This is a genomic window from Hyphomicrobiales bacterium, assembly GCA_016710435.1.
In the GTDB taxonomy this organism is placed as follows: domain Bacteria; phylum Pseudomonadota; class Alphaproteobacteria; order Rhizobiales; family Aestuariivirgaceae; genus Aestuariivirga.
On the sequence record JADJVV010000001.1, the window covers coordinates 2,911,860 to 2,934,327 of the forward strand.

Below are 22,468 nucleotides of genomic sequence, written 5' to 3' on the forward strand. Positions count from 1 at the left end.
CATTGCGGCGTCGCGCCGAACCCGCCACGAGGTGGTTCGCAAACGAGGACATGACATGATCGCCACTCCGCCGGACCTGCTGAAGCTGCGCCGCGAAATCGACCGCGTGGACAGCGAACTCGTGCAGGTGCTGGCGCGCCGCCAGAAGATCGTGGAACAGGTGATCGCCATCAAGGAACGCGATGGACTCCCTGCCTTCATTCCGGAACGGATCGAGGAAGTACTGGAGGGCGTCTCGCGTCAGGCCGAAGCAGCAGGCCTCTCGCCCGATCTTGCCCGCACGCTGTGGAAGGGCATGATCGACTGGTTCGTGGCCTTCGAGGAAAAACAGCTTAAAGAGTCATGATCCGCAGACCGACTTGAGGGCTTTGAATTGCTCCGGGGTCATCACCTCCACGGGCAGGCGGCCCGGCGGCAGCGGCACGATGTTCTTGATGCGGTCTTCCGTTCCCGGATGGGTTGAAAAGACATTCCCCAGCTTGTCCAGCGCCGAGGGCTGCTTCGCAGCGGGCGTGGAGGAATTGCTGTCCTTGAGAATCTTCTCGAAGAAAGTGCGGAGACCCATGGGGTTGATGCTGGCCTTGTCCATCGTGTCACGCGCATAGGCGTCCGCCTCGCGTTCGGCATCGCGGGAATAGCGGAGCAGGGCTGCAAGCGCCGCCATGTTGCTGGTGAAATCTCCGCCGTTGCTGCCGGTCATCACGCTGATCAACACCTGCATGCCCGTGATGCGCACCAGTTGCGCCTCCGGATGGCGGTGCGCCACATGACCCGCTTCATGGGCGAGAACGCCCGCGATTTCCTCCGGCGTATCTGCCTTCTCCAGGATGCCGCGCGTGAAGATGATCTTGCCACCGGGTGCCGCGAAGGCATTGACCAGCGCCATGTCGTAGATTTCCATGGCGATGGGCGGCAGGTCGGGATTGCCCTGCGCAATGGCGGCGATCAGTGCGGATTTGGCCGCTTCCGCCTCCGCAGTGGAACAGAGCCGCGCACCGCTGACCAGTCCCTTGACCACCTGTTCCCCCACGCGGTTTCGCCACGCCTCGGGCAACACAAATGCAACCCTTTGCGGCAAGAACGACACCAGCACATAGCCGATAGCCGCCAATGCCACTACGCCGCCCAGCGTCCACATCGCCACCTGGCGAAGATGGACCCAGGAATAGCCGCCGCGCAGGTGCTTGTGGTCCGCCACGAGTCTCTGGACGAAGGCCTCGTCACGGATCACCAGCCGCGCACCCGGCCGGGAATGATGCGTGATACGGAAGGGCTGCCCGGGCGAGGGCGGATCGACCGGATGCAGGCCCGCGACGCTCCAGCGTGTTTCGGCAACGTCAGGACCGGAAAAAACAAGCTCGTTCGCTTCCGCACTGAGCATGATGGCGCGGTCGCGGGCGGATTCTCCATCGAAATATGTGGCCGGTATCGACATCACAGACCTCCGACATCGAAGGCGTCCGCAAGACCCTCGCCACGCTTGTCCAGCGGCACCTGCGATTGCCGGATGCGGTCCACGTCAATCATGCCCTGCAGCGAAAGGCGGTCCACGACAAAGCGCACCAGACGCTGGTTGATGAAGGGCCAGCCGATGCCAAGGGTGAAGATGAGGATCAGGATGTTGACCACGCTGAGCCAGATCACCGACCCGGCCGAGGCATCGAGGGAAAACTGCGCGCCGTCGAAGCGCGTGTAGGCCGCGAAGGTGCGCAGTTCGCGCGCGATGTAGATCGACCACAGCATGGGGATGATGAGCGCCGTCAACACCAGGAAGACAGCGAGGCCGATGAAGACGTAAGCGACGATCTCCGCCGGCTTGGAAAGTTCACTGGGGCCGGTGAAAAAATCCTGCAGCGCCTGGGATCCGGCGATGGTGATGACAGCCAGCACCACGGCCCCGACGAGGGCTGCGCAGGACAGGATCCAGCAGACCGCATAGGTGGGATAGAGGGGGCCGGCACGGCCCTTGAACTTGAAGGCGGCATCGCCGAAGCGCATGTCGTTGGTCATCTGCTCTTGCAGCACCGTATTCATGACCGGCGTGGCCCAGCCCAGTGACATGCCCTTGGCGAGGAGCGAGCCGAAATACAGAAGGCTGTAGGTCATGGCCGATCCCGCCAGCGTGCCCCGGATGCCTCGCCACTGGGTGCGCGACAGCTGGTACTTGCGCGCTTTGTAGATGGCAAAGCCCCAGAAGATGTAGATCGCAAAGATGATGATCATCTGCGGAATGATGAGAAGCGGCGAGTCCGGCCCGTACATGAGACTGATTCCCCCCGTCACCAACACGATGGGCAGAACGAGGAAGACGAACACCATCAGCGCCCCCATGAACAGTTCCTTGCCTCGCCCGGTGTATTCCAGCGGTTCGCCGTTGACATGGACGCAAGACCAGATGTGCTTGCGCACATTCGTCTTGGCCCAGAACCGGTAGATCGAGAAGGTAAGCACCGACAGCAGGAAATTGACGATCGTCAGTTTCAGCAGGCCCGCCCGGGGGACATAGGTGAAGGTCAGGCGTTCTGGCGCGGACGGCGGAAGGGATTCGGTCATGGGGAGGGCTCGCAAATCAATGCGCGCAGTCTTCCAACCGCAGGCCAAGCCGTCAACCCATGGTTACAGTCACAGCCCTTGTGTCTTTCTTGCAACAGTTAACCAATATGTGAAAGCGAGGGAACCCGCCCCGAATTCCTTGCCATGATCCGCCGCAATTGCTGCGTACGCCGCAAAGCGTGATGCGTCGGGCCCCGATCAAAGTTCCGCCCAGATTCGGTCTGCATCCGGCAATGGTTCAGTCGCTTTTGCCGGGTATTGGAAGTGGAATCAGGTGGCCGGGAATCCGGAACATCATGTGCGGAGTGACAATTAGATCGTGATCGGGTTGCGGGCAGGCGCTGGATTGAAAGCGGGTAGGTGGGTGCACCTCGGCACGCTTCTGCTGCTTGTTTGGGCTGCAATTGCTGCCCTTCACGCCCCGGCCTTCGCCCAGGAAGAACCCAGCGAGGAGGACCGTTCCGGCTTCTTCCGCTACCTGCAGGCGGTGCCGCAGGTGAGACTGCCCAAACTTGATCTCGTCCCGTTCTGGACGGATGACCTCAAGAAAGGCCGCAAGGCCTACAACAAGGGCGATTATGGCAGGGCCTTCAAGTTCTTTGGCCGCGCCTCGGAAGACGGCAACTCCGTCGCCGACTGGTATCTCGGCCACATGTACCGGCTGGGCCGGGGCGTATCGGCGAGCGATGCCATGGCCTACAGCTACTACCAGCGTGTGGCCGAAAATTTCGATCCCGACGAGCCCGACCACAAACGCCTCCAGATCATGGTCGATAGCCAGATCTGGATTGCCTATTACATCCGCCATGGCGTGCCGGAAGCCGGCATCAAGGCCGATCCGGGGCGTGCCGCCCGCGTCTATCTCCGCCTCGCCTCCACCTATGGCCATCCAGAAGCGAGCTTTGCGCTGGGTGTCATGAGCCTGAAGGGCGAGGGCATGAAGAAGAACCCGCAGCAGGGCCTGAAATGGCTCACCGCGGCCGCCCGCAAGCGCCACCCAGGTGCACAAGCCTACCTGGGCGATCTCTACTGGCGCGGCAATGCCGTGAAACAGGATCAGGTGCGCGCCCTCATGTGGTATGTGCTGGCCTCGCAGACGGCCAATCCGTCCGAAGACCGCAAGATCATCGAGCGCTACAACGAGTTGAACAGCGCGCTGGAGGAAGACGAGCGTCTGGAAGCTGAAGCCCGCGCCCGCGTCTGGGCCGACCAGTATCCCGCCCCGTCGCAATAGGCTGCCCTCAATCGTGGCGTGACGGCCGCGTCCAGATATAGACACCAACCGCCGCCATGATGCCCGCCGCCACGGCAGGAACCCACAGGATACTGCTCCAGAAGAACAGTACGGCGGCGGCGCCAAGCATCATCGCCGTAGCCAGCATCTTGGCGCGCAAGGGAATGACGCCATGGTCCTGCCAGTCGCGGATGTAAGGGCCTGCTGTCGGATGATTGCGGATCTTCTCGGCAAGCTCCGGTGAGGCTTTGCTGAAGGCCCAAACTGCCACGATGAGGAAGGGCGTGGTCGGCAAAATGGGGAGGGCGATGCCCACAAGCCCAAGCAGGACACTGATCCAACCCAAGGCAAGAAAGAACGGTTTCGCGAAGCGGTTGGCACTCATTGTGGGGGATGCTTGCACTGGCCTGCCGAATAATGCAATCACGTGAGATGGCCGAATTGGACCCGAAAAAGCCCGACAGCGAGGAACAGAAACGATCGTTTCTGGGGCGTCTGCGCGCCTATTTCTTCACCGGTGTGGTCATCATCGCCCCCGCCGCCATCACCGTGTGGGCAACACTGTGGTTCATCTCGCTGTTTGACAGCGTGGTGAAGCCACTCATTCCCTTGCACTACAATCCGGATACGTATCTCCCCTTCAAGGTTCCGGGAACAGGCCTTGTGGTGGCACTGCTCATCATCACGGCGGTGGGTGCTCTCGCGGCCAACCTCGTGGGCCGCACCTTGATCGGTTGGTGGGATAGCATCATCCACCGCACGCCGGTGGTCCGCTCCGTCTACAAGGGATCGAAGCAGATCTTTCAGACGATCTTTGCCGACAAGGGCACCAACTTCAAATTCGTCTGCCGGGTCCGCTGGCCACACCGCGACATGTGGACGATTGCCTTTGTCTCCCGCGAGCTGGATGGCGGGCAGATCGGATTGGAAACGGGCCGCAAGATGTATGCCGTCTACGTCGCCACGACGCCCAATCCCACCGGTGGTTATGTGGTCTTCGTCGACGAAGCCGAGGTGGACATCCTGCCGATGAGTGTCGAGGACGGACTGAAGCTGGTGATTTCCATGGGACTGGTGTTCCCCGACCGGCCAACAGCGGCTGCGGAAAAGATCGCAACGATTCCTCCCGCCGTGGAAAGCCCCAGACTGGCGCCGCAACGGGCGAAGCCGGCCCGCAAGGTCCGCCGCACGAAATAGCGCCTGTCACCCCGCCGAAATCAGGCGGACAGCTTCATCACGGCCGAAAAGATAGAGCAGCGTCTGCAACGCCGCGCCGCGAGCTCCGGCAAGTTGCGGGTTGATGCGCAGGATCAGCGCCGCATCATCCCGCGCCGCACTGAGCAAGTCCCCATGTATGGCGAGATCGGCCATGCGGAACACGGGCAGCCCGGATTGCTGCGTGCCCAGCATTTCACCTGCACCCCGCAGGCGCAGGTCTTCTTCGGCGATGCGAAAACCGTCTTCCGTGTCGCGCATGATCTGCAGCCGCGCTTTTGCCGTCTCGCCCAGCGGTTCCTGGTAGAGCAGCAGGCAACTGGATTTGGCGGAGCCGCGCCCCACGCGCCCGCGCAACTGGTGCAACTGCGACAGTCCGAAACGTTCCGCATTCTCGATCACCATGATGGAGGCTTCCGGCACATCGACTCCCACCTCGATCACCGTCGTCGAGACCAGGACCGACAACGCGCCCGCCTTGAAGGCAGCCATGACGGCGTCTTTGTCCTTGCCCTTCATGCGGCCATGCACGAGACCGACCTTGCCGGGGAACACCTTGGCCAGCGCTGCGTAGCGATCCTCCGCCGCAGCCATGTCGACAACTTCGCTTTCCTCCACCAGCGGGCACACCCAATAGGCGCGCACACCCTGCGAGAGGGACCGCGCCAGCCCCGCCACGATATCGTCGATGCGCGAGAGCGGCATCACGCGTGTGTCGATGGGCAAGCGTCCTGCAGGCTTTTCTGTGAGCTTGGAAACGTCCATGTCGCCATAGACCGTGAGCGCAAGCGTGCGGGGGATCGGTGTCGCCGTCATCACCAGCAGGTCCGGCGCTTCATTGGCCTTGGCCTGGAGGGCAAGACGCTGGTGCACGCCGAAGCGGTGTTGTTCGTCGATCACGGCAAGTCCGAGGTCGCGGAAGGTGACTTCGTCCTGGAACAAGGCGTGTGTGCCGATGAGAATGTCGATAGCCCCGGAGGCGAGTGCGGCCAGCACCTCGTCGCGCGCCGCACCTTTTTCGCGGCCCGTTAGCAGGCCGATCCGCAGTCCGGCCGCGGCGCCCATCTTTGAGAGCGTGGCGAAATGCTGCCGTGCAAGAATTTCCGTCGGCACCATGAAGGCACCCTGCGTTCCCGCTTCCACGGCGGCCGCAAGGGCGAGTAGCGCCACGACGGTTTTGCCAGCGCCCACGTCGCCCTGCAGCAGGCGGATCATCCGCAAGGGCTGCGCCATGTCGCGGAGAATATCCTCAGAGGCCGTGACCTGCGATGTGGTGAGCGTATAGGGCAGGGCCGCGATGATCTGTGTCCGGCGCTCACCCGTGCCGCGCAGAACGCGCCCGGAGGCCCGCTTCATGTTCTGCCGCACCAGCATCAACGCCAATTGGTTCGCCAGCAACTCGTCATAGGCGACACGCTGGCGTGCCGGGCTGTTGCTTTCAAGCGCCGCAAGCGTTTCCGGCCTGTGGCAGGCGCGAAGCGCCGCAGCGAAATCCGGCCAGGCGTTCTTGGAAAGCCAAGCCGCGTCCTGCCATTCCGGAAGATCAGGCAGGCGCGTCAGCGCTGCCTGCATCGCCTTCGCCATGACCTTCGACGACAGCCCCGCCGTCATGGGATAAACCGGCTCGATCAGCGGCAGGTGCGCAAATTCCTCGCGGGTGACGATGTGATCGGGGTGACTCATCTGGGCGTCGGCGCGGAACCATTCGATTGCCCCGGAAATGACGCGGGTCTCGCCTTCCGGCAGGATGCGCTTGAGGTGGTCCGGAAAAGCCCGGAAGAAGACAAGCGACATGTGCCCCGTGTCGTCATGCACCTCCACCCGGTAGGGAATGTTGGCGCGCCCTCGCGGTGGCGGCTTGTGCGCCCCCACCGTCACCTCAACCGTCACAATACCTTGTTCAGGCAACTGCTTGATCTTGCATCGGTATCTCCGGTCGACAAGACCCGATGGAAGGTGCATCAGCAGGTCCGCCAGCCGCACTTCGTCCGACCTCCCCACGAGCCTCCGGAACAGCGCCTCCACCTTGTCGCCCACGCCCTTGAGGCTGGTGACGGAAGCAAACAACGGGGTGAGGACATCGGGCCGCATGGTGAGGCTGTTGTCCTTCGGAACGGGTTGCGGTGCAAGTCTTCTGCACTATAAGCAGGCCATCATGTCCCTGGCAGACCCGCTCGAATCCCGCCGCAAGCGCTTGCTCTGGCGCGCCTCCCGGCGCGGCATCAAGGAGATGGACATCATCGTCGGCGGTTTTGCCGAGGCGCGTCTTGCCGGCATGGATGCAACCGAACTGGATGCCTTCGAACGCATTCTGGATATTCCGGACCAGGATCTCCTCTCCTATGCCACGATGCAGGTCGACATCCCGGTCCCCCTCCGCTCACCCATGCTGGAGGCCGTTCTCGCCTTTCGTCCCGCAGTAAGCCCATGACCGCCATCACCGAACTGACCGCCCGCTGGAACGTCTCCGGCCGCCTGATCGCCGCCGGACTGCCGGGCGGGCTTGAAGCAGCCGTGCTGCCGCAACTGGTGCAGGCAGCAGGAACACGCGGCTACATTCACGTCTGCGTGGATGACCAGAGTGCTGCCCAGCTGGAAGAGCAGATCCGTTTCTTCGCGCCGGGCTTGCGTGTGTTGCGCTTCCCCGCCTGGGACTGTCTGCCCTACGACCGGGTTTCTCCATCGGCGGACATCATCGCCCAGCGCCTGGCCACATTGGCGGAACTGGCGCGACCACTGCAGAAGCCGATACTTGTTCTCACCACCGTCAACGCCATCCTGTTGCGCACCGTGGCCGACGATGTGGTGAAGGGCGCTTCTTGGTCCGCCGCACCAGGACAGCGCGTGGACAGCAATGCGCTCACGGCTTTCCTCGCCGACAACGGATATTCCCGCACGGGCACCGTGGTGGACCCCGGTGACTATGCTGTGCGCGGCGGCCTCATCGACATTTATCCGCCGGGGCAATCGGCACCCGTGCGCCTCGACTTCTTCGGCGACACGCTGGAAAGCCTGCGTGCCTTCGATCCGGAGACACAGCGCACCACCGAGCAGTTGAAACGCCTCACCATCAACCCGGCCAACGAGGTGCTGCTCAATGCCGAGAGCGTCGCGCTGTTCCGCAAATCATATGCGGAGGCCTTCGGTGGCATCGACACCTCGGACCCGCTCTATGAAAGCGTCACATCGGCGCGCCGCTATCAGGGCATGGAGCACTGGTTGCCGTTGTTCCACGCAACGCTCTCGCGCCTGCCGGATTTCCTGCCCGATGCCGTGATCAGCCTCGGCCATACCGTGCCGGAAGCCGTGACCGCGCGGCATGAGCAGATCGCCGAATATTACGATGCCCGCAAGGAGGCGCTGACCAAGCAGACCTTCGGCGCCGCCCCCTACAAGCCACTGCCGCCCGGTCGCCTGTTCCTGATGGAAGCGGAATGGAAGCAACTGCTGGCCGACCGCGCGGTGGTTGAGGTGACGCCCTTCGAGCGCCCCGAAGGCAATGCCGTTTCCTTCGGCGGCCGCAGGGGCCGCAGCTTCGCTGCCGAGCGGGCGGAGGTTGGCGGCAACGTCTACGAGGCGGTGAAGACGCACATTGAAACAGTGCGTGCCGGCGGAAAGCGCGTGGTGCTGGCGGCGTGGTCAGAAGGGTCCGCCGAGCGCCTCGCCACCATCCTGCGCGACCATGATGTTGCAGCGATTGCCGATGCCAGGTCCTGGGACGAGGTCACGGCCCGCGCCGCTGCACTCACCAACATCATTGTATTGCCACTGGAAGAGGGCTTCGAGACGGACGATATCGCCGTCATCGCCGAGCAGGACATCCTCGGCGACCGCATGGTGCGCCGCGCCCGGCGTGCCCGCAAGGCGGCGGATGTCATCTCCGAACTCGCATCCCTGTCACCCGGCGACTACATGGTCCATGTCGATCATGGCATCGGCCGCTTCGAAGGGCTGAAGACCATCGACGTGCAGGGTGCGCCCCACGACTGCCTGCTGCTGATCTATCACAACAACGACCGCCTGTTTATTCCGGTGGAGAACATCGATCTGCTCTCGCGCTACGGCTCCGAGACGGAAGGCGTGCAACTGGACCGTCTGGGCGGCGGCGCGTGGCAGGCGAAGAAGGCGCGCCTGAAGGAACGCATCCGCGAGATCGCCAACGACCTGATCAAGACGGCGGCGGCGCGCGAACTGAAGTCCGGCGACATTCTGGCGCCACCGGAAGGCGCATTTGACGAGTTCTGCGCCCGCTTCCCGTATGAAGAAACGGAAGACCAGCTTACCTCCATCGAAGCCGTGCTGGACGACCTGCAACGCGGCCGTCCCATGGACCGCCTCGTGTGTGGCGACGTGGGCTTCGGCAAGACGGAGGTGGCGCTGCGGGCCGCCTTCGTGGCGGCCTATGCCGGCAAGCAGGTGGCCGTGGTGGTGCCGACGACGCTGCTCTCCCGCCAGCATTTCCGCACCTTCACAGAGCGATTCAAGAACCTGCCGCTCCGGCTCGCCCAAGCCTCGCGCCTCGTGGGCCGGAAAGAGGTGGAGGCGGTGAAGCAGGGCCTGGCCGATGGCTCCATCGATATCGTGGTCGGTACCCACGCGCTGCTGCAAGGCACCATCAAGTTCCGTGACCTCGGCCTTCTCATCATCGACGAGGAGCAGCATTTCGGCGTGAAGCACAAGGAGCGCCTGAAGGAGATGAAGGCGAACGTCCACGTGCTGACGCTCACCGCCACGCCCATTCCGCGCACGCTGCAACTCTCGCTCTCGGGCGTGCGGGACATGTCGCTGATCGCAACTCCGCCCATCGACCGCCTGGCCGTGCGCACCTACGTGACTCCGTTTGATCCGGTGGTGATCCGCGAGCATCTGCTGCGCGAACATTTCCGCGGCGGCCAGAGCTTCTATGTCGTGCCCCGCATCACCGACCTGGATGAAATTGCCGCCTTCCTGCGCGAAAGCGTGCCCGAGGTGAAGTTCCGCACGGCCCACGGCCGCATGCCGCCAACGGAACTCGAAGACATCATGACCGGCTTCTACGACCGTGCCTTCGACGTGCTTCTGTCGACCACGATCGTGGAATCGGGTCTCGACATCCCGACGGCGAATACCTTGATCGTGCACCGCTCCGACATGTTCGGCCTCGCGCAGCTCTATCAGATCCGTGGCCGCGTGGGGCGCTCCAAGACGCGCGCCTACGCCTTGATGACCACCCCGGCCAACCGCGCCATGACCGGATCGGCGGAACGGCGGCTGAAAGTGCTGCAATCGCTCGACTCGCTTGGCGCGGGCTTCACGCTGGCCAGCCATGATCTCGATATCCGCGGTGCGGGCAACATCCTGGGCGAGGAGCAATCCGGCAACATCCGCGAAGTGGGCTACGAACTCTACCAGACCATGCTGGAAGAGGCGGTGGCGCAGATGCGGGCCGGCGAGTTGACAGTGGACGACAGCCAGTGGTCGCCGCAGATCAACATCGGCACTTCCGTGCTGATCCCCGAGGACTACGTCTCCGACCTGCAGGTGAGGCTCGGTCTTTACCGCCGTCTTGCTGACTTCAAGGAACAGCCGGACCTCGATGCCTTTGGCGCGGAATTGCACGACCGCTTCGGCAAGCCGCCGGAGGAAGTGCAGCACCTCCTCGACATTGTTTCGATCAAGCTCCTGTGCCGCGTGGCCAACGTGCAGTCGGTGGATGCCGGTGCCAAGGGGGCGTCGATCACCTTCCGCAACGGCACATTCCCGAACCCGCCAGCACTGGTGCAATGGATTGCGGGGCAGGGCACACTCGCCAAGCTGCGTGCCGACATGAAACTCGTCATCATCCGCGACTGGGCCACCCCCGCCGCGCGGCTGAAGGGTACGCGGCAGTTGATGCAGACGCTGGTAAAATTGGCCGCAAGCTAGCTCTGGGCCGCCTTGCGGATGGACTGCGCCAGGTATTCCGGCGACTGTGCGCCGACGACGCCGTAGCGGCTGCCGAGGATGAAGGTGGGAACGCCAGTGACGCCGATCTCCTGCGCCTGCGTCACCTCCGTCATCACCTTGTCCACATCCGTATCGCTGCCGAGGTAGTCCCTGATCTGTTCGGCTTTGAAACCGTTGATCACGGCGATGGTGGTGAGCACCTCCGTGTCGCCGACATCCTGACCGTGGTGCCAGTAGGCCATGAACAGCGCCTCAGCAACATTGGCTTGCACGCCAGCAGGTTGGGCAAGACGGAGCAGGCGGTGGGCGTTGAGGGTGTTGGGCGTGCGGGTGATCAGGTCGAAGCGGTACGGCACGCCTTCCGCCGCGCCCGCCGCGACAAGCGGATCATGGATTGTCTTCAGCCGCTCCTCGCCGAACTTGGCCGCCATGTAGGCGTGGCGATCGAGGCCTTCCGGCGGAATGCTCGGGTCGAGGAAAAAGGGGCGGAAGATCACTTCAACGTCAACGTCATGTATGAGGCTTAACGCCCTGTCCAGTCTGCGCTTTCCCAGAAAACACCAGGGACAGATCACGTCCGAGACGACATCGATGCGGAGCGCCATCACTGCACCCGCCACAAGGTTGTCGCTTCGAAACCGGGAAGAGGCTGGGTCGGGGGTCTGCCGATGCTGGTCCAGCGCGCCACCCACTGCCCGCCCGCGTCATAGAGCGGAATGATGTAGTGGCCTGCCACCAGCAGGCGGTCCTCGGCGCGCACGGCGGATTCGAAGTCCTCCTGCGTCGTTGCCTTCAGCATCGCATCAATGGCCGCATCGACCTTGGAATCGGCGATGCCGGGATAGTTCCGCGTGCCCTCGGCGGTGCGCCCTGCAGACCCGAAATAGAGTTTCTGCTCATTTCCCGGCGAGAGCGAATTGTACCAGGTCACGGGGATCATGTCGTAGTCGTAGGTCTTCTGCAGGGAGGCAAACTGCGCTGCATCGACCAGCCGCACATCCACCTTGATGCCGATCTGTTGCAGCGTACGCTGGAAATGCAGCGCGATCTTCTCCTGGTCGCCATTCCCAAGCGTGAGCGTGAAGGCAAAGGGCTCGCCCGCGGCGTTCACCATGGCACCGTCCTTGATGGTCCAGCCCGCGTCCGCGAGCTTGCCCACAGCCGCGCGCAGCACCTTGCGGTCCCGGCCCGAACCATCGCTCACCGGAAGTGCGTAGCTGCCGTCGAGATAGTCGGCGCGCAAGCCACCTTCGCCGATAATGGCAAGTTCGCGCGCATCCGCAGGCTTGCCCTTCGACGACAGCATTGAGCCGCTGTAGTACCCAAACGTCCGGCGGTAGGCCTTGCTGAAAAGGTTGGCGTTTGCCCATTCGAAATCGAAGGCCATGCTGAGGGCCTCGCGCACTCGCACATCCTCGAAGATCTTGCGCCGCGTGTTGAAGGCAAAGCCGGAAGCGGGCGCAGGCGAGCGCTGCTCGACGGTTTCCTTGATGAGCTTCCCCTCGCTCACGGCAGGGAAATCATAGCCCGATGACCAGCGCACGGGGTCTGTCTCGATCCGCACGTCCGCATCGCCCTTTTTCAGGGCTTCAAAAGCGGCATTGGCGTCGCGGAAATAATCGTAGCGGAGGCTGTCGAAGTTCCACAGCCCCTTGTTCAGGGGCAGGGCCTTGCCCCAGTAATCCGGGTTCTTCGTATAGGTGATGCGCTCTCCCGCCTTGATCTCGCTGATCACATAGGGGCCGGAGCCCACCACCTTGTCCAGCGTCGTTGTGTCAAAAGCCTTGCCCTCCCAGTTCTTCTTCGAAAGCACCGGCATCACCCCCACGATCAGCGGCAACTCGCGGTCGCCCCCGTCCTGCCTGAAGACGACGGTGTGATCATCGGGCGTTTCGACACTCTTCACCTTGGAGTAGGAATTCTTGAAATTGGGGCGGCCCTTGTCCCGCAGCGTCTCCATCGACCACACGACATCCGCCGCCGTCACCGGCGAGCCATCAGAAAATTTCGCTTCGGGCCTGATCTTGAAGGTGAAGGTCGCGCGGTCATCGGTCACGTCGATGCTTTCGGCGAGGAGCCCATAGAGCGAGAAGGGCTCATCCCAGTTGCGGCCCATCAGGCTTTCGAAAACGAGCGTGCGCACGTTGAAAGCCGCGGTGCCCTTGATGATGAAGGGGTTGACGCTGTCGAAGCTGCCGGAAATGGCCTGCCGCAACATGCCGCCCTGGGGCGCCTCGGGGTTCACGTAGGGCAGGTTCTTGAAATCGGCGGAAAGGGCCGGCTCGCCATGCATGGCAATGCCATGGCGCGGTGCCGCCAAGGCACTTCCGGCCAGCAGGGCCGTGACGAAGGTGGCGGTCAGAATGCGGAGGAAGTGCATGGAATCACCCGTAGATTGCGAAGGGCCGATGGCCGGAAGGTGCCTCAAATCAAAAGGCCGGACAAGCGAAGCCTGCCCGGCCTTGATGGTGAAGCTGTGGCGCGCCGGTCAGCGCGCGATGATGTTGGAGAACTGCCAGGGATCACGCTTGTCGGGCGCATCGCCGAAGAAGCCGACGCGCGACTTGAGCGGGTTCCAGTCGGTGTAGATGCCTTCCACCGGGCCGAGATAGGGCCGCTGCACTTCGAGGCAACGGGCGTAGTCCATCTCGTCGGTCTCGACGATGCCGGCATTGGGGTTCTCGATGGCCCAGATCATGCCTGCGAGCACAGAGGACGTGACCTGCATGCCCGTGGCGTTCTGGTAGGGCGCAAGTTTGCGTGCTTCCTCGATTGAAAGCCTGGAGCCATACCAGTAGGCATTCTTCTTGTGGCCGTAGAGCAGCACGCCCAATTCGTCCCGCCCGTCCACGATCTCGTTTTCCTCGAGGATGTGGTTGTGTGTCTGGCGCTTGCCGCCATTGCCCAGCAACTCATGCCAGGAGAGCACCGCGTCGTTCGACGGATGATAGGCATAGTGGCATGTCGGACGGTAGCTGACGCTGCGGCCGGACTTCACCGTGAAGAAATCCGCTATGGAAATTGCCTCGTTGTGGGTCACGAGATAGCCGAAATGCGGACCCGCTTCCGGAGTCCAGGTGCGCACGCGCGTATCGGCACCCGGCCGTTCCAGATAGATCGCAGAGCCAGGGCCCACCTTGTGGCGGCGGCCTTCCGGCGGCAACTTCTTCTCGTGCGTGCCCCAGCCCAATTCCGCCGGCTGCAGGCCTTCCGAGACGAAGCCCTCGATCGACCAGGTGTTGATGAAGGTATCGAGCGGCTTGGGCTTCTTGGCGCGCTGCGTGTCCCGTTCGGCGATGTGGATGCCCTTCACGCCGACCTTCTTCATGAGCTTGGCCCAGCCTTCACGCGTCTTCGGCACGTCATGTGCAATCTTGAGGTCGCGGGCGATGTCGAGCAGCGCCTGCTTCACGAACCAGGACACCATGCCGGGGTTGGCGCCGCAGCAGGAAACCGCTGTCACGCCCGCACCCAGCTTGTGCTTCAGCGCCAGCAGGCCCTGCCGCATCATGTAGTTCGTGCGCGCCGCCGAGCCGAGCTTGGGGTTGTAGTAGAAACCGGGCCACGGCTCGATCACCGTGTCGATGTAGAGCGATCCCGTCTGGCGGGCGAGTTTCATCAGGTCGAGGCAATCCACATCAACCGACAGGTTGACGAGGAATGCGGGCGACGGGCCGGCAGTGAGCAGCGGCTTCAGTTCCTTCACATAGTTCTCGCGCGTGATCGCTTGCTGTACGAAGCGCACGCCAAGTTCATCGGCAACATGCTTCGACGCCGTCGAAGGATCGATCACCGTGATACGGCTCTTGTCGCCGCCGATATGCCGCAGGATGAGGGGAAGAACGCCACGGCCGATGGAGCCGAAACCCACCATGACGATGGGGCCGTTCCAGGTCGCGTGAAGTGTCCAGTTGCTCATGTCAGTCTCCTCGTGCCGTCAATGTTCGCGGGGGGTGAAATGGGCCGCTAAGCGCGCGCGCTCATAAGGCTTGCACGCCGCGATGCAAGAGAATTCTTGTGGCGTTTCCGCGATATAATCCGTTTGCGCCACGGGTTTGAGATTTGCAGGCCGAACCGCCATATTGGCAAGAACGATTCGCATGACATTTGAAGCAGGACCTGATGGCCAAATCCGCTGCCAAATCCGACGACGACCTGTTTGGAGAAACACCACAGGTGAAAAAGCCGGCTGCCAAGGCACCTGCCAAGACGCGCGGTGAAGACAGCTACACCGCTGCCGACATCGAAGTGCTGGAAGGGCTGGAGCCCGTCCGCCGCCGCCCGGGCATGTACATCGGGGGCACGGATGAAAAGGCGCTGCACCATCTCTTCGCCGAAGTGATCGACAACTCCATGGATGAAGCCGTGGCCGGCCACGCCACGCGGATCGAGGTGGAGTATTTTGCCGATGGTTATCTCGCCGTCACCGACAACGGCCGCGGCATGCCCGTCGACAACCATCCCAAGTTCAAGGACAAATCGGCCCTCGAAGTGATCATGACCATGCTGCACGCGGGGGGCAAGTTCGACTCCGGCGCATATGACACGTCAGGCGGCCTGCATGGTGTTGGCGTATCCGTGGTGAACGCCCTCTCCGAACACGTGATCGTGGAAGTGGCGCGCGGCCAGCAGCTCTACAAACAGGAATTCCGCCGCGGCAAGCCGGTGGGCAAATTGGAGAACCTCGGCAAGATTTCCGGCCGCCGCGGCACCACCGTGAAGTTCAAGCCCGACGAACAGATCTTCGGCAAGGGTACCGCCTTCAACGCCGCGCGACTGTACAAGATGGCGCGGTCGAAATCCTATCTCTTCGGTGGCGTGGAAATCCGTTGGCGCTGTGCACCCGTCCACCTCAAGGACAAGGAGATTCCCGAAGAGGCCGTGTTCCACTTCCCCGGTGGCCTGAAGGACTTTCTGGCCGAACGGCTGGAAGGCAAGACACGCGTGGTGGACGACATCTTCTCCGGCAAGGTGGAGAAGGAAGAGGGCCACGGCAGCGTGGAATGGGCCGTGGCCTGGTTCGGCGGCGACGATGGCTTCATCTCGTCCTACTGCAACACCATCCCCACGCCTGATGGCGGCACCCATGAGATGGGCTTTCGCACCGCGCTCACCCGGTCCCTCAAGAATTATGCGGAACTCGCTGGAAACAAACGCGCATCCGTGATCCAGACTGATGACGTGATGGTCCAGTCCGGGGCCATGCTCTCGGTCTTCATCCGCGAACCGGAATTCCAGGGCCAGACCAAGGACAAGCTGGCCACCGTGGAGGCGGTGCGCATCGTGGACCGCGCTGTCTCCGATCACTTCGACCACTGGCTGACGGGTCACCCGGCCCAGGCCGACCGCTTGCTGGACTGGATCATCGAGCGCGCCGAGGAACGCCTGCGCCGCCGCCAGGAAAAGGAAGTGGGCCGCAAGACGGCGGTGCGGAAACTCCGCCTGCCGGGCAAGCTCGCAGACTGTTCCGCCACGCAGGCGCAGGGCTCTGAAATCTTCATCGTGGAAGGTGACTCGGCCGGTGGCTCGGCCAAGCAGGCGCGCAATCGTGAAACCCAGGCCGTGCTGCCACTGCGCGGCAAGATCCTGAACGTCGCCAATGCCGGCAAGGACAAGCTCGCCCAGAACCAGCAGCTGGCCGACCTCATCCAGGCGCTGGGGGCCGGCATGGGCGCCTCCTATCGCGAGGAAGACCTGCGCTACGACAAGATCGTCATCATGACCGACGCCGACGTTGACGGCGCACACATTGCCTCGCTGCTCATCACCTTCTTCTACCGGCAGATGCCGAAACTGATCGACGAGGGGCACCTCTATCTCGCCGTGCCGCCGCTCTATCGCATCAGCCAGGGCGGCAAGAATGCCTACGCCCGCAACGATGCCCACAAGGAACAGCTGCTCAAGACGGAGTTCGCGGGGCGCGGCAAGGTGGAAGTGGGCCGCTTCAAGGGCCTCGGCGAAATGACTGCGCCGCAGCTGAAGGAAACGACCATGGACCCGGCGAAGCGTTCACTGCTCCGCGTATCCCTGTCCGAAGCCGCCCGAACCTCCACCGCCCGCGTGGTGGAACAGCTCATGGGCAACAAGGCCGAAGAACGCTTCAACTTCATCACCGAACGTGCGGCCTTCGTGAGCGAAGAGGGGCTGGACATCTGAGGCGTGACGGGGTGCGCGCCTTCGCGGGGGAGTGCCGCGAGCCGCAATGCGCCTCCATCCCTTGGCCCCGGCTGTCACCGGGATGGCGTTATTTGGTGGTGAGTTGCAAGGCGCACCGCCACCGACGCGCCACGACGCGACCCCTCACGTGATCCCGCTCACCCGCACGTACGACCCCGGTGCATCTTCCAGCACGGACAGGCTGCCGTCTCCAGGAACGGGGGCTGCGATCTTGTCGCCGGATTTTGCCGTGACCCATTCCAGCCAGTGCGGCCACCATGAGCCGGGATGTTCCGTCGCTGTCTTCAGCCAATCCGTGTGAGACGTGGCGGATTTGCCGTCCGTCCAATACTGATACTTCTTCGCTGCCGGCGGATTGACCACGCCCGCTATGTGGCCCGAGCCCGAGACCACCAGCGTCGTTTCCCCGCCAAAATAGCGCCCGAGGCGAAACACCGACGGCAGCGGCGCGATATGGTCTTCCTTGGCTGCGAGATTGTAGACGGGTGCCTTCACCTTCTTCAGGTCGATCCGCACATTGTCCACCACCAGCTTGCCATGCGAGAGCTTGTTCTCGAGATAGCACTCCCGCAGATAAAAGGAATGAACGCCCGCCGGCATGCGGGTTGAATCGCTGTTCCAGTACAACAGGTCGAAGGGCGCCGGATCCTTGCCCAGCAGGTAGTTGTTGACCACGTAGGACCAGATCAGGTCGTTGGAGCGCAGCAGATTGAAGGCGTCCGCCATGCGGTTGCCGGGCAGGTAGCCCTTGTCCTGCATGCGGTCTTCAATCCATTTCACCTGCTCTTCGTCCACATAGACCATCAGGTCGCCGGCCTTCTCGAAGTCCACCTGCGTGGTGAAGAAGGTGGCCGAGTTGATGCGGCTGTCGTTCTTGGCCGCGAGATAGCCCATGGTTGAGGCGAGCAGCGATCCGCCGATGCAGAATCCGACGGTGTTCACCTTGTTGACGTTGGTGGCCTTCTGCACCGCGTCGATGGCGGTGAGAATGCCCTCCCGCATGTAGTCGGAGAAGCTCTTGCGCCCCAGCTTCTCGTCGGCATTCACCCAGGAGATGATGAACACCGTGAGTCCGTTCTCCACGCACCAGCGCACGAAGGATTTCTGCTGGGTGAGATCGAGGATGTAATACTTGTTGATCCACGGCGGCACGATGAGCAGGGGAATCTCATAGGTCCGTGCCACCTGCGGGCTGTACTGGATGAGTTCGAACAACTCGTTGCGGAAGACGACCTTGCCCGGCGTTGTGGCGATGTTTTCGCCCAGCTTGAAGGCGCTGCCATCCACCTGGCTGATACGGAGCCGCCCCTTCACCTGGCCGAGGTCCTTCTGGAACTTCTCGAGTCCCCTCAGCAGGTTGTCGCCGCTGGTGGCGAGTGTTGTGCGCAGCACCTCGGGATTGAGCAGGACCGAGTTGGTGGGAGAGAGCGCGTTGGCGATATTTTCCACATAGAAGCGCGCCTTCTGCTTCGTATGTTCGTCTAGTCCCTCCGCGGTATTCACAAGGTCCAATGCCCAGCGGGTCGACACGAGGTAGATCTGCTTGATGAAATCGTAGACCGTGTTCTCGACCCAATCCTTGTCCTTGAAGCGCTTGTCGGACTTGGCGGGCGTGACGAGGGGATCGACGGGCATGCCCATGGCTCGGCCCCAGGAGCGGTTCCACACTTCGGTGTACTGCGCCCACAATTGCCCCTGCGCCTCCATGAACTTCTTCGGGTCAGCCATGTGGGCCTGCCACACTTCGCCCAGCGTCTTGCTCACCTGCGCCATCGGCACGATCTGGGTTTCGGCCTCCATTTGCCGTGCCTCGGGATTTTCCGAGAGCGTCTTGGCGAGAACCGCTGCCTGTTCCGCCAGTTTCGCAAGGTTCTGCGCGAAGCGTGCGGGATCTGGCAGGCTGAAATCGGAGACCGGGCCGGGCTTGCTGTCGCTCATGAGAACCTTGGTATATCTCGGTATATCTGCGCTGTTCAATTTAAGGACGCGGCGACGCAGGGCAAGGGCTTTCCTTGCCAAATCGGGGCCTGAAGGCCATAAGTCCGGCAAATTTCGGGAAGGCACAAGACAAACAAATGACCAATGCGCTCAGGCTGGGTATCGCGGGGCTTGGTACCGTCGGAACGGGTGTCCTCGACATCCTGAAACGCCATGGCGACCTTCTGGCTGCCCGTGGCGGGCGTGCCGTGGCCGTGACGGCAGTGTCGGCCCGCAGCAAGGGCAAGGACCGTGGCCATGACCTGTCGAACCTCGCCTGGTACGACGATCCCGTGGCGCTGGCCAAATCCGACAAGATCGACGTCTTCATTGAACTGATCGGCGGCGATTCCGGTCCCGCCCGCGATTCGGTTGAAGCGGCCATTGCCGCCGGTAAGCACGTGGTCACGGCCAACAAGGCCCTTCTTGCCCATCACGGCGCTGCACTTGCGAAGGCCGCCGAGGCCAAGGGCGTGATGCTGAACTTCGAAGCGGCCGTGGCCGGCGGCATTCCCGTCATCAAGACCTTGCGCGAAGGACTGGCGGGCAACGATGTGCGCCGCATTTTCGGCATCCTCAACGGCACCTGCAACTACATCCTCACCAAGATGGCGGACGAGGGCCGCAGCTTCGCCGACGTGCTCGCCGAGGCACAGAGGCTGGGTTACGCCGAAGCCGATCCGACCTTTGACGTTGGCGGCTTTGATACCGCCCACAAACTCGCCATCCTTACCTCGCTCGCCTTTGGCACGCAGGTGAACGTGGACAAGATCGCCATTGAAGGCATCGAGGCCATCACGCTGGAAGACATCCGCAACGCCGCCGAGCTTGGCTACAAGATCAAGCTGCTTGGCGTTGCCGTGCAGCATGAAGGCGGCATCGAGCAGCGGGTTCACCCGACGCTGGTGCCGAAGAATTCTCCCGTTTCAGAAACCGACGGCGTGTTCAACGCCGTCGTCATCCGTGGTGACTTCGTGGGCGACCTCATGCTGGAGGGCAGGGGTGCCGGCTCCCATCCCACGGCCTCTGCCGTGGTGGGCGACATTGTCGACATTGCCCGTGGCAATGCCCGGCCCGTGTTCGGCGTGCCGGCGAAGAGCCTCAAGGCCTATGTGCAGGCCCCGCAGAAGGCCCACGAGGGCGGCTTCTATGTGTCGCTGCAATTGCACGACCGCCCCGGCGCCGTGGCGGCCATCGCCCGCATTCTCGCGGATGAGAAGATTTCGATTGAAAGCATCGTCCAGCGCGGCACCGCCTCCGCCGCCACGGCGCGTGACACCGCGCCCTTCATTCTGATCACCCACAACACCCTGGAACCGTCGATCCGCAAGGCCATGGGCAAGATCGAAAAAGACGGTCACGTCGTCGGCCACCCCCGGGTGATACGAATCGAACGGCTGTGACGGGACGCGCATGACCGCGCCCGCTTTTCTCAATGTCACGCGCTCGGCCAAGGGGCAGCGTTGGCAGGCGCGGTTGCAGGATGTGCGCGTGGCGGAGGCCATTGCGCAACGGCATGATCTGCCGGAATTGCTGTGCCGCGTGCTGGCGGGGCGCGGCGTCGGCATTGACGATGCGGAAGCCTTCCTCAATCCCACGCTCCGCTCGCTCATGCCGCAACCCGCCACGTTCCGTGACATGGAGAAGGGGGCCGAGAGGCTCGCCGCTGGCATTCGCAATGGCGAGAAGATCGGTATCATCTCGGACTACGACGTGGATGGCGTGTCGTCCGCGGCGCTGATGTTGCGTTTCCTCCGTTCCGTGGGCGGCGATGCCCAAGTTTATTTGCCAGACAGGCTGAGCGAAGGTTATGGCCCCAGCGCCAAGGCAGTGCGGGCACTCGCCGATGCAGGCACGCAAGTTCTGTTGACGCTGGATTGCGGTGTCCTCGCCCATGACCCGCTGGCCCATGCCGCCGGACTGGGACTGGAAACCATCATCGTCGATCACCACCAGGCAGGCGCCGAACTGCCCGCGGCCCATGCGGTGATCAATCCGAATCGGCAGGATGACCTGTCCGGGCAGGGCCATCTCTGCGCCGCCGGGGTAGTGATGATCCTCATCGCCGCCACGAACCGCCTGTTGCGACTGCAGGGCCACTACACCCCGGAGCGGCCCGAACCCAACATGTTGCAGTGGCTGGAACTGGTGGCGCTCGCCACGGTCTGCGATGTGGTGCCGCTCAAGGGCCTGAACCGCGCCTATGTCACGCAGGGCCTCAAGATCATGGCACGGCGCGAGAACGCCGGCCTTGCCGCGCTGGCCGATGTGGCGGGGCTGAAACGACGTCCGGATGTCTATGCGCTGGGCTTCATGCTTGGCCCGCGCCTCAACGCGGCAGGACGGGTCGGCCATGCCGACGAGGCACTGGCTCTGCTCATGGCCAACGAGCGCGGAGAAGCCGCCAACCTCGCGCGGAATCTGGACGACCTGAACCGCAAACGCCAGGTGATCGAGATGCGCGCCGTCGATGAAGCCGTCGCCCAGGCTGAACTCGAACTGGGCAAGGAGGCTAAGCCTGCCGTCATCATCGCAGCGGCATCGGGTTGGCATCCGGGAGTGGTCGGTCTGGTGGCCGCCCGCCTCAAGGAACGGTTCCGCCGTCCGGCCTTTGCGCTCGCGATCGACGACAAGACGGGATTTGCCGTGGGTTCGGGCCGCTCGGTCGCGGGCGTTGATCTCGGCCGCGCCGTGCGCACCGCACTGGAAGGCGGACTGCTGCTCAAGGGCGGCGGACACGCCATGGCGGCGGGCCTCACGGTGGAAAAACTTCGCCTGGGGGACCTTCGCCAATTCCTCGGCGAGTATCTCGCGCAGGAAGTGGAATCATCGCGGGACGATTCCCTCCTGGTCGACGGCGCGCTGACGGCGACGGCGGCAACGCTCGACCTCATCGAATTGCTGGAGCAGGCGGGGCCCTATGGCTCGGGCCACCCGTCACCCATGTTCGTCTTCCCGGCGCACCGCGTCATCTACGCGGATACGGCGGGGAGCGATCACGTCCGCTGCACCGTGGTGGCCGCCGACGGCACGCGCATCAAGGCCATCGCCTTCCGCGCCATGGGCACGGAACTGGGGGAATTGCTGCTCTCCGAACGCCAGTTTCCGCTCCACATCGCCGGGCGGCTGGTGGCAGATGAATGGGGTGCGAAGCGCGTTCCCAGCCTCCAGATCGAGGATGCCGCACCCGTTCGCTGAAGTTGTGTCTTGGTGCTTGCCAAGCCGGATTTCGCCACCTATAGAGCGGCGGCCTTCGGTGATTTGTCACCGTCTGGCATCCCAGTGCGCCCTTCGTCTATCGGTTAGGACGGCAGCCTTTCACGTTGCAAAGACGGGTTCGACTCCCGTAGGGCGCGCCACTTTTCTCCCGTATCCGCGGAGCTTTCC

General features: G+C 63.0%; 16 protein-coding genes and 1 tRNA gene. 9 read left to right on the plus strand and 8 right to left on the minus strand.

Going from position 1 to position 22,468, the window contains the following annotated elements; genetic code table 11:
• The first annotated feature begins 55 nt into the window (after positions 1–55).
• Positions 56–346 carry a chorismate mutase gene (locus IPM06_14195; GenBank protein MBK8771575.1) on the plus strand — a complete coding sequence of 97 codons (291 nt, stop codon included), beginning with the start codon at positions 56–58 and terminating at the stop codon, positions 344–346.
• Here the strand turns inward: IPM06_14195 and IPM06_14200 are convergent.
• Complete coding sequence (locus tag IPM06_14200) at positions 341–1,435, minus strand: M48 family metallopeptidase (GenBank protein MBK8771576.1); 1,095 nt, start codon at positions 1,433–1,435, stop codon at positions 341–343. The genes IPM06_14195 and IPM06_14200 overlap by 6 nt on opposite strands.
• Positions 1,435–2,553, minus strand: a complete 1,119-nt coding sequence (locus IPM06_14205; GenBank protein MBK8771577.1) for a DUF898 domain-containing protein — start codon at positions 2,551–2,553, stop codon at positions 1,435–1,437. Before IPM06_14205 ends, IPM06_14200 begins: the two co-directional genes overlap by 1 nt.
• Positions 2,554–2,872: 319 nt before the next feature.
• On the opposite strand from IPM06_14205, the gene IPM06_14210 reads away from it, so the two are divergent.
• Positions 2,873–3,787, plus strand: coding sequence for a sel1 repeat family protein (locus IPM06_14210; GenBank protein MBK8771578.1), 915 nt, complete (start codon positions 2,873–2,875; stop codon positions 3,785–3,787).
• A 7-nt stretch (positions 3,788–3,794) separates the two neighbouring features.
• Here IPM06_14210 and IPM06_14215 read toward each other — a convergent pair whose 3' ends face one another.
• Positions 3,795–4,172: a YbaN family protein gene (locus IPM06_14215; protein ID MBK8771579.1), complete on the minus strand. Its 378-nt coding sequence runs from the start codon at positions 4,170–4,172 to the stop codon at positions 3,795–3,797.
• Positions 4,173–4,219: 47 nt separating this feature from the next.
• Here IPM06_14215 and IPM06_14220 point away from each other — a divergent pair, with 47 nt between their 5' ends.
• Positions 4,220–4,984, plus strand: a complete 765-nt coding sequence (locus tag IPM06_14220; protein ID MBK8771580.1) for a DUF502 domain-containing protein — start codon at positions 4,220–4,222, stop codon at positions 4,982–4,984.
• A 6-nt stretch (positions 4,985–4,990) separates the two neighbouring features.
• On the opposite strand, the gene recG is transcribed toward IPM06_14220, so the two are convergent.
• The gene (recG, locus tag IPM06_14225) at positions 4,991–7,093 is read right to left on the minus strand and encodes an ATP-dependent DNA helicase RecG (protein MBK8771581.1); all 2,103 of its coding nucleotides are present in this window, start codon (positions 7,091–7,093) and stop codon (positions 4,991–4,993) included.
• A 64-nt stretch (positions 7,094–7,157) separates the two neighbouring features.
• Between recG and IPM06_14230 the strand changes: the two genes are divergently transcribed.
• Together IPM06_14230 and mfd are read left to right on the plus strand one after the other, a co-directional pair.
• Positions 7,158–7,433 (plus strand): succinate dehydrogenase assembly factor 2, encoded by a 276-nt coding sequence (locus IPM06_14230; GenBank protein ID MBK8771582.1) that lies wholly within the window; start codon positions 7,158–7,160, stop codon positions 7,431–7,433.
• Positions 7,430–10,906, plus strand: a complete 3,477-nt coding sequence (mfd, locus tag IPM06_14235) for a transcription-repair coupling factor (protein MBK8771583.1) — start codon at positions 7,430–7,432, stop codon at positions 10,904–10,906. The genes IPM06_14230 and mfd overlap by 4 nt, the downstream gene beginning before the upstream one ends.
• On the opposite strand, the gene IPM06_14240 is transcribed toward mfd, so the two are convergent.
• From IPM06_14240 to IPM06_14250, 3 genes are all read right to left on the minus strand, one after another.
• Complete coding sequence (locus IPM06_14240; protein ID MBK8771584.1) at positions 10,903–11,532, minus strand: DsbA family oxidoreductase; 630 nt, start codon at positions 11,530–11,532, stop codon at positions 10,903–10,905. The two genes, mfd and IPM06_14240, sit on opposite strands and share 4 nt — an antisense overlap.
• The gene (locus IPM06_14245; protein ID MBK8771585.1) at positions 11,532–13,307 is read right to left on the minus strand and encodes an ABC transporter substrate-binding protein; all 1,776 of its coding nucleotides are present in this window, start codon (positions 13,305–13,307) and stop codon (positions 11,532–11,534) included. The genes IPM06_14240 and IPM06_14245 overlap by 1 nt, the downstream gene beginning before the upstream one ends.
• A gap of 108 nt (positions 13,308–13,415) precedes the next feature.
• Positions 13,416–14,846 carry a homospermidine synthase gene (locus IPM06_14250; GenBank protein MBK8771586.1) on the minus strand — a complete coding sequence of 477 codons (1,431 nt, stop codon included), beginning with the start codon at positions 14,844–14,846 and terminating at the stop codon, positions 13,416–13,418.
• Positions 14,847–15,049: 203 nt separating this feature from the next.
• Between IPM06_14250 and parE the strand changes: the two genes are divergently transcribed.
• Positions 15,050–17,083, plus strand: a complete 2,034-nt coding sequence (parE, locus tag IPM06_14255) for a DNA topoisomerase IV subunit B (protein MBK8771587.1) — start codon at positions 15,050–15,052, stop codon at positions 17,081–17,083.
• 144 nt (positions 17,084–17,227) lie between these two features.
• Here the strand turns inward: parE and phaC are convergent, their stop codons facing one another.
• Positions 17,228–19,042: a class I poly(R)-hydroxyalkanoic acid synthase gene (phaC, locus tag IPM06_14260; protein ID MBK8771588.1), complete on the minus strand. Its 1,815-nt coding sequence runs from the start codon at positions 19,040–19,042 to the stop codon at positions 17,228–17,230.
• Between the two features lie 137 nt (positions 19,043–19,179).
• On the opposite strand from phaC, the gene IPM06_14265 reads away from it, so the two are divergent.
• The 3 genes from IPM06_14265 (at position 19,180) to IPM06_14275 (ending at position 22,440) form a co-directional block, all read left to right on the plus strand.
• A complete protein-coding gene (locus IPM06_14265) occupies positions 19,180–20,484 on the plus strand; it encodes a homoserine dehydrogenase (protein ID MBK8771589.1) in 1,305 nt (434 codons plus the stop codon).
• A 10-nt stretch (positions 20,485–20,494) separates the two neighbouring features.
• On the plus strand, positions 20,495–22,279 hold the full coding sequence (gene recJ, locus IPM06_14270; protein ID MBK8771590.1) for a single-stranded-DNA-specific exonuclease RecJ: 1,785 nt from the start codon (positions 20,495–20,497) through the stop codon (positions 22,277–22,279).
• An 86-nt stretch (positions 22,280–22,365) separates the two neighbouring features.
• Positions 22,366–22,440, plus strand: a tRNA-Glu gene (locus tag IPM06_14275).
• Positions 22,441–22,468: the final 28 nt, after the last annotated feature.